Annotated in this window: 9 protein-coding genes; 3 read left to right on the top strand and 6 right to left on the bottom strand. The window is 74.9% G+C overall.

Going from position 1 to position 8,133, the window contains the following annotated elements:
• The coding region (locus ASE87_RS12615) for a Gfo/Idh/MocA family protein (protein WP_082452676.1) at positions 1-1,016 on the top strand (1,016 nt) is incomplete at its 5' end.
• A gap of 111 nt (positions 1,017-1,127) precedes the next feature.
• On the opposite strand, the gene ASE87_RS12610 is transcribed toward ASE87_RS12615, so the two are convergent.
• A complete protein-coding gene (locus ASE87_RS12610; RefSeq protein ID WP_157489865.1) occupies positions 1,128-1,949 on the bottom strand; it encodes a hypothetical protein in 822 nt (273 codons plus the stop codon).
• Complete coding sequence (locus ASE87_RS12605; RefSeq protein ID WP_043594763.1) at positions 1,942-2,451, bottom strand: RNA polymerase sigma factor; 510 nt, start codon at positions 2,449-2,451, stop codon at positions 1,942-1,944. The genes ASE87_RS12610 and ASE87_RS12605 overlap by 8 nt, the downstream gene beginning before the upstream one ends.
• Before the next feature lie 257 nt (positions 2,452-2,708).
• On the opposite strand from ASE87_RS12605, the gene ASE87_RS12600 reads away from it, so the two are divergent.
• Together ASE87_RS12600 and ASE87_RS12595 are read left to right on the top strand one after the other, a co-directional pair.
• Positions 2,709-3,443 (top strand): CHRD domain-containing protein, encoded by a 735-nt coding sequence (locus ASE87_RS12600; protein WP_056229613.1) that lies wholly within the window; start codon positions 2,709-2,711, stop codon positions 3,441-3,443.
• 1 nt (position 3,444) lies between these two features.
• Positions 3,445-4,092, top strand: coding sequence for a class F sortase (locus ASE87_RS12595; RefSeq protein WP_056228946.1), 648 nt, complete (start codon positions 3,445-3,447; stop codon positions 4,090-4,092).
• An 84-nt stretch (positions 4,093-4,176) separates the two neighbouring features.
• On the opposite strand, the gene ASE87_RS12590 is transcribed toward ASE87_RS12595, so the two are convergent.
• The 4 genes from ASE87_RS12590 to ASE87_RS12575 are packed head-to-tail and all read right to left on the bottom strand — an operon-like array spanning position 4,177 to position 8,070.
• Positions 4,177-5,370: a M28 family metallopeptidase gene (locus tag ASE87_RS12590; RefSeq protein WP_056228943.1), complete on the bottom strand. Its 1,194-nt coding sequence runs from the start codon at positions 5,368-5,370 to the stop codon at positions 4,177-4,179.
• The gene (locus ASE87_RS12585) at positions 5,367-6,644 is read right to left on the bottom strand and encodes a hypothetical protein (RefSeq protein WP_056228940.1); all 1,278 of its coding nucleotides are present in this window, start codon (positions 6,642-6,644) and stop codon (positions 5,367-5,369) included. Before ASE87_RS12585 ends, ASE87_RS12590 begins: the two co-directional genes overlap by 4 nt.
• Positions 6,641-7,339 (bottom strand): TenA family protein, encoded by a 699-nt coding sequence (locus ASE87_RS12580; protein WP_157489863.1) that lies wholly within the window; start codon positions 7,337-7,339, stop codon positions 6,641-6,643. Before ASE87_RS12580 ends, ASE87_RS12585 begins: the two co-directional genes overlap by 4 nt.
• The gene (locus tag ASE87_RS12575; RefSeq protein ID WP_043593262.1) at positions 7,321-8,070 is read right to left on the bottom strand and encodes a glutamine amidotransferase; all 750 of its coding nucleotides are present in this window, start codon (positions 8,068-8,070) and stop codon (positions 7,321-7,323) included. Before ASE87_RS12575 ends, ASE87_RS12580 begins: the two co-directional genes overlap by 19 nt.
• Between the last annotated feature and the right edge of the window lie 63 nt (positions 8,071-8,133).

The following is an 8,133-nucleotide window of genomic DNA, read 5'->3' as shown; positions in this document are numbered from 1 at the left end:
CCCCGACATTCCCCGCCTCGACGGCGGTCCCGCTACGCGGCGGGCCGACGCTGCGCTGGGGCGTGATCGGCCCGGGCGAGATAGCCGGCGACTTCACCGACGCCCTCCATGCGCACACCGACCAGCGCGTGGTCGCCGTGGCCTCACGCAGCCTCGACCGGGCCGAGGCGTTCGCCCGCGCCCACGGCGTCGACACCGCCTTCGGGGACGCGGAGGCGCTGGTCGCCTCCCCCGACGTCGACGTCGTCTACGTGTCCACGCCCCACACCCGGCACCTGCCGGACGCCTTGACCGCGATCCGTGCCGGCAAGCACGTCCTGATCGAGAAGCCGATGGCGACCAGCACGGCCGAGGCCGACGAGATCGTGGCCGCGGCGAGCGCCGCGGGCGTCCTCGCGATGGAGGCGCTCTGGACGCGGTACCTCCCGCACACCACGGTCATCGCCGCGCTGCTCGACGACGGGGCGATCGGCGACGTGCGGCTCGCGACCGCCGACGTCGCCTGGGCCAACGACCTCTCGGCTGGCGGACGCATGACCGACCCGGCCCTCGGCGGCGGCGCGCTGCTCGACATCGGCGTCTACGCGTTCTGGTTCACCCAGTTCGCGACCGGTCACCCCGTCGAATGGCACGCCACCGGCTCGACCCGGGCCGACGGCGTCGACCTCGACGCGGCCGTCGTCACCCGCACGGCCGACGGGGTGCTCGCCACCGCGGCGACGAGCCTGCTCACGACGTCGCCCGGGCTCGGCACGATCTCGGGAACGACCGGGTCGATCCGCACCCTGCAGAACCTCGTCTTCCCCGCGACGTTCGAGCTGACGACCGATGCCGGGTCAGCGGTCTGGAGCGACCCGACCGTCCCGACCGGCCGCCAGGGGCTCGCCTACCAGGCGACGGCCCTCGCGTCCTTCGTGGACGCCGGGCTGCGCGACTCGCCCCTGCACTCCCTGGCCGACTCGAGGTCGCTGGTCGCGACGATCGAGGCGACCCGCGCCTCCTTGACCGTCGTCTGAGCCCGGCGAGACATCACGACTCGCGACTCACGTCCCGAGGTGAGCGGCACGTCGTGACATCTCGACGGACGAGAGCAGGAGGCGCGGGTCGGCCCGGCAGCGAGGCGCGGGTCAGCTCGCGACCGGAGGCACCGACGCGACGGCGATGTCGTGGCCGTCCGCGGCTCGGATCTCGACCGACGCGACGTCGGACCGCAGCACGGCGGCGTTCAGCCGGCAGTCGACGCGCACGTCGGACCCGAGGAACGCACCGGACTCGTATTCACGTCCGTCGTCCCCGACCACCACGACCGTGAACGCCGAGCCCGTCGGCAGGCCGTCGATGCTGAGGACGGTCTCGGTGCCCCAGGTGTGGGCGACGAGATCTCCGTCGAGGTCGACCCCGGCGGGCTGACCGACGAAGTCCACGTGCTCGACGGCGCCGAGGGTGCCGGCCGGGCCGGCCACCACCGTCTCGCGAGGCGTCGCGAGCAGGACTCCACCCCCGGCCCCGATCGCCAGGCACGCCGCGGCGGCGACGGCGATCAGCAGCGAACGACGACCCCGGCCCGACCGGGCCGTGGCGACGTGCGGACCGATGTGCGTGACCGCCGGGTCGTCCCCGACCCGTCCGACGGCGTCGACGCGCTCGCGCAGTCCGTCGCTCGGGGCGACATCGTCCCACCGGCCGAAGTCCGACAGCCCTCCGACGACGACGCCCAGCGACGCCAACTCGGCGTCGATGGACGGATCGGCGGCCCGCAGCGCGTCGAACTCGACGCGCTCGCTCGGCGAGAGGTCGTCTGCGAGCGCCGCGGCCGTCAACTCGTCGCGACGGGCGCCGGCGCCCCCGGTATCGGGGGCGCCCCCGATGCCGTCGGCGCCCCCGATGCCGTCGATGCCCCCGGTACCGGCGTCGTCACCGGCCCCCACCCCTGGCGTGCGGTCAGTCATCGGTCGTCTCCTGGTCGTCGAGGTGGGTGCGGAGGGCGCGCAGCGCGTGGAACACACGGGTGCGGAGGGTCGCGACGGGCACGCCCGTGCGTTCCGAGACCTCGCGGTAGCTCAGGCCCTCGAGGTGGACGGCCACGACGGCCGCCCGGTGGTCGTCGCTCAGGCGAGCGAGCCCCTCGGCCATGCCCAGGCGCTCGAGCGGGTCGGCCACGGTCGCCACGGGGTCGGGGGCGTGCTCGAGCGGTACGACCGACGGCGTTCGCGTGCGTGCCCGGTACACGTCGAGCACGACGCGGCGCTCGATCGCGAACAGCCAGGTGCGGACGCTGCCACGGTCGGCGTCGAACGAGTCGCGGGCGCGCCAGGCCCGCACGAAGGTCTCCTGCACGCAGTCCTCGGCGAGCGCCCGGTCGCGGAGGGCGTTGACGGCGAAACCGAGCAACGACGATCCGTGTTCGACGAACGCGGCCCGGACGTCGAGACCGGACGACCCCTCGCTCATCGGGCTCCGATCTGCGACGCGGCCCGGGACGGGCCCCGCGCGACCCATGACGGCGATCATCCGCCTGCCCTCCAGCCTATCCACGCCGTTCGCGGATGCCGACGGGGTGTACGTCCGCCGCGCCTCCGGCGTTCATCGGGCCGGGCACGAACTTTCTCGCGACCGATGTGAACGCATCGGCTCCGCCCGACGTAGGCCCTGTCGAGCGGCACCCGCCCGGGCGCCGCCCCGTCGAGAGGACCCGGAGCATGCCGAAGATGACGCGCACGACCAAGAAGACCGCCATCCGCACCCTGACGATCGGTGGTGCCGCCGCGACCGCCGTCACCCTGTTCGGCGTGACGCCCGCGTTCGCCGAGACCGAGGTGCCCGAACCGTCGACCTTCACGAGCGCCTACACGGTGATGGCGACGCCCGACCAGGTCATCAACAACGACGGGGTCGCCACCCCGGGCGAGCCCGGTGCGACGGGGACGTTCGACTTCCGCGTCAACAGCGACACCGAGGTGATCTGCTACGACATCACCCTGCGCGGCGTGACCGGCGACTACCAGAGCCCGGCGAAGACCGCGACGCACATCCACGAGGCGGCCCAAGGCCAGGCCGGTCCGCCGCGCATCGCGTTCCCGAACCCGGTCGACCGCGGTGACGGCACGCGCACGAGCAGCGGCTGCCTGCAGGGGCCGTTCACCACCGGCGTCATGAGCCCCGCCGGCGCCGACACGGGCACCGGCTTCAGCCTGAAGCAGCTCGAGGCGAACCCGGCCGGCTTCACGGGCGACTCGCACACGGCCTCGTTCGCGGCCGGCGTCGTCCGCGGCCAGCTGACGCAGGTGCCCGTCGGCGGCGTCGACACCGGATTCGGAGGCGCGGCCACCGAGAGCGCGTCGGCCGGCGGTCTCGGCCTCGCGGCCGGTGGTGCCGGGGCGCTGGCCCTGCTCGGTGCGGGTGCGTACGTCCTGATCCGTCGTCAGCGCGCGGCCCGGGCCTGACGTGCTCCGTTCCCTGACCCCGGCGGTCGTCGTCGCCGTCGTGCTGGCCCTGACCGGGTGCGCGGCGCCCGGGGCGGTCGTACCGACGGCGGCGCCGGCCCCGGGGGCGGGGGCGAGCGCCCCGGCGACCGTGGCTCCGTCGGCGGCCGGCACCGCGCCTCCTGCGGTGGGCGGGGTCGACGGGATCGACGGGGTCGTCGGCGAGGGGGTCGCTCCGGCGGCCGTCTCGGTGCCCGCCATCGGACTCGACGCCCCGCTGATCGGCCTCGGCATCGCCGACGACGGCGCCATGGAGGTGCCCGTCGACGCGGACGACGTCGGCTGGTTCACCGGCGGCGGCAAGCCGGGCGGGCGCGGGCCGACCGTGATCGCCGCCCACGTCGACTCGGCGTCGGGCCCCGCGGTCTTCGCCCGGCTCGACGAGCTCGTCGTCGGCGACCGGGTCGACGTGACCACGGTCGACGGGGGCGTCGTGAGCTACGCCGTCACCGAGGTCGTCGACGTGCCGAAGGCCGAGTTCCCGACCACCCGCGTCTTCGGCGCGCAGCCGACCGACCGACTGCGGTTGATCACCTGCGGCGGCGTGTTCGACCGTGGCTCGGGCCACTACGACCAGAACCGGGTCGTGTTCGCCGAACCGGTGACCTGAGTCCGGTCCGGTCCGGTCCGGCCCGGCCCGGCCCGTCCGGCATGCGGCACCCGCCGCCCGGCACCCGCCCGGCCCGCCCGGGGCCTACAACACCCCGGGAGGCGCGGCGCGGGTCGGTCGCGCCAGGCTCGCCACGAGGTGCTCGACGAGCGGCACGGTCCACGCGACGTTCGCCGCGATGCCGCGGTTCGGCTCGTCGTCGGGTTGGTGCAGGCGGTGCAGGTCGTTGAAGGTGAGGAACGCGCTGGGCACGCCCGCGCGGTAGAACGACGCGTCGTCGGTGCCGGTCGCCGGCGGGAACCGGGTGACCAGCTCGAGGTCGGGCCGGGTGACCGCGGCGTGCTGCAGCAGCGCCCCGCGGAACGCCGTCGAGAACGCCTCGGGTGCGCCGAACGCCTCGACGAACGACCCGCGCCCTAGCCCGTCGACGTTGAGCACGTAGTCGAGGGCATCGAGTTCGTCGGGCGAGGCGCTGTCGACGAAGTGCCGGGACCCGCCCAGGTGCCACTCCTCGGCGGTGAAGAAGACGAGGCGGACCGACGCGACCGGAGGGGCCGCCGCCCACCGCTCGGCCAGCTGCAGCAGGGCGATCGTGCCGCTGCCGTTGTCGTACGCGCCGACCGTGTTGAAGAACGTGTCGTAGTGCGCGCAGAGCAGCACCGACCCCTCGCCCGTGCCGGGGACGTCGACGATCAGGTTGTCGCTCGTCGCGGCCTCGACCGGACCACTGTCGGCCTCGACCTCGAGCTCGACGGGCTTGCCGTCGGCGATCCACTCGGTCAGCTGCAGACCGTCGACGCGGCCGATCGCGAGATGGGCCACGTCGTGGTCCGACCCGGAGGGCAGCGGCTGCGGGGCCGCGGGTCCGTCGTCGCGGGCGTGCAGGTAGGCCACCACGTCGCCGTCGTCACTCCGGACGACGAACTTCTGCCAGACCATCGAGTCGCCCCAGAGTCCCTGCGGGCCGACGGCCTCGACCGTGCCCCGGCGCGGGCCGCCGGTCGACCCGCTCCAGAGCATCGGCCAGGCGGGCAGCTCGCGGACGATCGGCCGGTGCACCGCGACCCGGTGCACGCTGCCCGGCTGCCAGCCGGGCAGCGTCACGGGCTGCCGGGCGACCGACCACCCGACCGCGGTCAGCCGCTGCTCGAGCCAGTCGGCGGCGGCCGCGTTGCCTGCGGTGCCGTGGAACCGGGGGCCGTGCTGCACCAGGGCGACGAGGTCGTCGTAGGCGCGGTCCGCGCGCTGCGCCGCGGCCGGGTCGATGTCGTGGGTCATGTCGTTCCTCTCGGGGACGGCTCGGGGGTGGGTGACGGGGACGGGCCCGACGTGGCCGTCGGCGACGTGGCCGGGAAGGCTTCGGGCGACGCGGCCGACGGACCGAGGAGGCGCGGTGCGGCCCCCCGCACGGCCCGCGCCACCGTCGCCACGGGCACCCCGAGCAGGTGCTGGGCCACGCGGGCGACGTCGTCCGTGCTCCCCCGGAACCACCAGCTGGCGAACCGGTCGGTGACCGCCTCGGGACGCGGGCCGAGGACGGGCGTGCCCCGGGCCTCGATCTCGGCGAACCCGCCGAGCCCGCCGTCGTCGTCGTACAGGTGCAGCGAGTCGCCCCGGACCCCCGGGGACGGGTCGGGCTCCTCCGAGTACTCGGCCGACGGGTCGCTGTGGCTGCCGCGCACGAAGAGCACGGCACGGTCGTCGGCCGGGTCGCCGACCGTGCGCACGTACCCGACGCGTCCGGTGACGTGCGGTGCCGCGAAGCCGATCTTGAAGCGGTCGGCACCGGTCAGCGACACGGCGACGCCGCCGGGCACCTCGGCGAGCAGCTCGCCGACCGGCTCGTAGTAGTCGGTCACCTGGGTGTCGGGCACGGCCGCGACGAACGCCGTGCCGCCCGCCCGCACCTGGTCGAGCATCCACGACTCGGCCTCGTGCGCGCCGTCCGAGGTGATGCCGAGCCGCACCTCCGTCACGTAGCCGCCGTACTCGACGGCGTCGACGAGCGGTGCGCCGCCGGGGCCCCCGGCCGACGCCCCGCGCAGGTGTCGCAGCGGGTGGGCCGCCGGACGCACGACGAGCGTCAGGTCGGCCCGCACGAGCCCCGTCGGCTCCGTGAACGCCTCGAGCTCGGCGACCCGCGACAGCGTCACGCGGTCGCCCGTGCGGCGGAGGTCGTGGCGGCCGGGGTCGAGCGACGGCGGCATCTCGTAGCTGCCCCAGTAGTCGTCGCGGTCGCGGATCATGTAGGCGATCTCGGGGCCGATCCAGACCCGGTCGCCGCCGACGTTCCAGTCGCCCGAGTCGACCAGCGCACCGAAGGCCTCGTCGTCGGCGAACGCGTCGGGCAGCCAGTTCTCGGCCTCGCCCTCGGCGAAGAAGGGGCCGTAGACCCGGCCGCCGTACGACGAGACGACCACGACGGCGTCGGGTCCGACGGCCACTCGTTCGGAGGCGATGCCGGCCACGGCGAGACGGGCCTCGACGGCGCGCAGGTCGACGACGGCCGAGCCGACCGGGCGGTCGGTCGGTCCGTCCGCCGGGCCGGTCATGCGGCCACCTCGACGAGGGCACTCGCGTGGAACGCGTCCTCGGCGCGCAGCATGCCGACGAACCAGGCGTCGAGTCGTGCGTCGGTCACGTCGGCGGGCAGCTCGTCGACCAGCTGGTGCAGGAAGTCCACCTGGGCGCGGAAGCCGTCGGTGACGTGCAGCTCGATCCACCGTTGCACGTCGTCCGGTCGGGGCACCGGCCGCTCGGCCGCCCGCGTGCACCACCGCAGGTAGAGCGTCTCGGCCGCGGCGAGGCTGGTGACGACCCCGGCGTAACCGCCCTCGGCGAGGGCCGCCGTCACCGCCCCCTCGAGGACGGAGGCGCGGCGCAGCAGGTCGCTCGACGTCGCGTCGTCGACCGGTCGCGTCGAGAGCAACCGCTCGAAGTACCGGCTCTGCGGACCGACGAGGTCGGCGACGGCCTCGGCGTGGCGCTCGGCGCGGGACCACTCCGGCTGCTGCCAGAGGCAGTAGCCGGCGAGACGGGCCGCCGTCCGGACGAACGCCTGCTCGATCGCGAGGTAGCGACCGAAGGCGGGGTCGTCGAGCGTGCCGTCGGCCATCCGGGCCAGCAGCGGCACCGACGCCGAGGCGTCCAGCTCGGCCGAGCAGCGGGCGACCAGCGCCGCCGCCCGGCCCGTGCCGACGCCCTCGGGCCGGGTCGTGCCCGCCACCGTCAGCGGCCGGTCAGCCACGACACGATGCCGTTGAACACCCGGGCGTAGCCGTCCCACTCCTCGCAGAACGCCGGCGGCGCCCAGTGCGGCGAGCAGTCGCTCGTGAAGACCGCCGTGCGCCCCGCGCCGGCCTCGCCGACGACGACGAGCGGGTCGCCGTCGAGGCGGGCGAGCTCGACCGCGCCCGGCTTCACGACGGTGCGGTTGTAGCCGAGCAGCAGCGGCCACTCGGTGCCCGCGCCGCCGAGGGCGGGGTGCTCGGCGTCGAGCACGGTGGCGACGACGCCGGCCGGGCGCTCGACGCGGTCGTCGCCGATCAGCATCTCGACCGGCAGCACGTCGGCGATCTCGGTGCGGGCGTAGCCCGCGCGGCCCTGCCAGCCCGAGAACGACAGGTAGCCGCCGATCATCAGCAGCGCGCCTCCGGCCTCGACCCAGCGGGCGAGTTCGCGGACGCGGTCCCGACCCGGGATGCTCTTCTCGAAGACGGCGGGCGCGAGCTGCAGCGAGTTGACGCCGATGTCGGACAGCACCACGACGTCGTAGGCGTCCAGCGCCTCCTGCGTCTCGGGGAAGTCGGTGGCGACGAGGTGGGCGGGCAGGTGGACGACCTCGTGACCGCCGGCCTGCAGGGCCGTGCGCAGCTGCGCGACGCCCTCGGTGTACGAGTGGGCGGTGAACTCGTCGACGCCCTTGGTGTGGGTGGTCGCGGTGATCCAGCTCTCGCCGGCGATGAGGATGCGGGACATGGTGGTGCCTTCCGGTGGTGACGGGACGGTTCGGGACGAGGAGGCGCGCGCGGCTCGGTGCCG

It is taken from the genome of Frigoribacterium sp. Leaf44 (assembly GCF_001421865.1).
Taxonomy (GTDB): domain Bacteria; phylum Actinomycetota; class Actinomycetes; order Actinomycetales; family Microbacteriaceae; genus Frigoribacterium.
Note: the sequence above shows the minus strand (reverse complement) of the source record. Positions and strands in the feature narration are given on the sequence as shown.